This window comes from Serratia sp. CY44782, assembly GCF_052168715.1.
GTDB lineage: Bacteria > Pseudomonadota > Gammaproteobacteria > Enterobacterales > Enterobacteriaceae > Serratia > Serratia nevei.
This window is the reverse complement of the sequence record NZ_JBJNME010000029.1, coordinates 1-1,912: the sequence shown is the minus strand read 5'-3', so window position 1 is coordinate 1,912 and position 1,912 is coordinate 1. Positions and strand designations below refer to the sequence as shown.

Genomic DNA, 1,912 nt, shown 5'->3' with positions numbered 1-1,912 from the left:
GCAACCATTGCAGCAGCGGCGCGTCCACCCATGCCGCCAGCTGCGCGACGTAATCTTCCAGCGCCTCGCGGAACACCGGATCCGCCGCGTACAGCGCGGCGCCGGCGCCGGACTGCAGCGCCCCCTGGCCGGTAAACAGCCAGGCATCCTGGCGTGCGCGCGCCTTGCCTGACGGCTGGTCGTAGGATTCCAGCACCACGTGCGCATTGGTGCCGCCGAAGCCGAACGAGGAGACCCCGGCGACCAGCGGACCCTTGCCGCCGAGCGGCACCGGTGAGGTTGGAATGATGGCGTCGAAACCGTCCAGATCGATTTTCGGGTTCAGCGTGCGGAAGTGCACGTTGCCCGGCGCCTGGCGGTGGCGCAACACTTCCACCGCCTTGATCAGGCCGATGACCCCGGCGGCCCCTTCCAGGTGGCCGATATTGGTCTTCACCGCTCCCAGCACCACCGGCTTGCTGCGGTGGCGGCCCAGCACGTTCTTCAGGGCGCCCACCTCGATCGGATCGCCCAACGGCGTGCCGGTGCCATGGCATTCGATGTAGTCCACGTCCTGGCCGCGCAGCCCGGCTTTCGCCAGCGCTTGTTCGATTACCGCTTCCTGCGCGCCACCGTTAGGCGCGGTAAGTGAAGCGCTGCGCCCGTCCTGGTTCACCGCCGTTCCGCGGATCACCGCCAGAATGGTGTCGCCAGCGGCCTCTGCGTCGCTGAGGCGCTTCAGCACCACCGCGCCGACGCCTTCACCGCGGCAATAGCCGTCTGCACCCTCGTCAAAAGTGGCGCAACGCCCCTTCTGCGACAGCATTTTTGACGCGCTGCAGCCCACAAACGAACGGTGACTTAACATAACGTTCACGCCGCCGACCAGCGCAGCGGAACAAACGCCGTTGCGCAGCTTCTCAACCGCCAGATCGACCGCCACCAGAGAAGAAGAACAGGCGGTATCCAGCGTCATGCTCGGCCCGGTCAGCCCCAACAGATAGGACATGCGGTTGGAGGTGATGGATGACGACGAACCCGCACCAAAATAGGGATCCGTCAGGAAGTTATCGCCGTGCATGTGTGCCCAGTCATGGTTCATCTGGCCGACGAAAACGCCAATCGATTGAGAACGCAGCGTATCGAGATCGTATCCCGAGTGGTAAAACGCTTCATAAGCCACTTCCAGCAATAGACGCTGTTGAGGGTCCATCACGCGCGCTTCGGCAAGCGGAACGTTGAAGAACTCATAGTCGAAGCTTTCCACTTCGCTCATGAAGGCGCCCCGGCGCGTGTAGCTGCGCCCGACGGCATTCGGATCCGGATCGTACACTTCGTCGATATCAAAGCGGGAAGCCGGGATGTCGCTGACGCAGTCCGTGCCGGCCAGCAACATCTGCCAGAACTCTTCCGGCGAATAGACCTCGCCCGGCAACCGGCAGGCGCTGCCGATAATGGCGATCGGCTCTTCCGTTCTCTGCCGCACCGCCGCCACCGCCGCAGGCTCCGGCCGACCGTTGCCCTCCCCGGCGGCGGCCTGCACCGCCAGCGCCTCGGCCATCTCCGCAATGCTCGGGTGGTTGAGTGCGAACACGCTGCCCAGCGACACGCCCAACGCTTTGCTGAGCGTCTGAGACAGAATGACGGCATTCAGCGAATCCAGCCCGCTGGCCATCAGCGGCTCATCATCCGCCACCGGCCTGCCGACCGCCTCGGCCGCCGCCCGGCGCACCAGCGCCAGCAGATCCTGAGCCGGCCGGGCCGCCGTCCGTTCAACGGCCGCGCGCTCCCGCCGCTGCAGTTTGAAGCGCGATACCAGCGGCATGTCCAGCACCGTGCGCGCCCAGTCGATCGGCGACACGCACACCGTGCCCGCATGCCCCGACGCCAGCAGCCGCTCAAGCACCGCCCGGCCCAGCGCATTGCCGATCAC

1 protein-coding gene is annotated in these 1,912 nt (G+C 65.8%); it reads right to left on the bottom strand.

Annotated features, from left to right (window positions below; all coding sequences use genetic code 11):
* Positions 1 to 1,912, bottom strand: a 1,912-nt coding sequence (locus ACJ8HT_RS24075; protein WP_442520145.1) for a type I polyketide synthase, incomplete at both ends; no start/stop codon positions are given.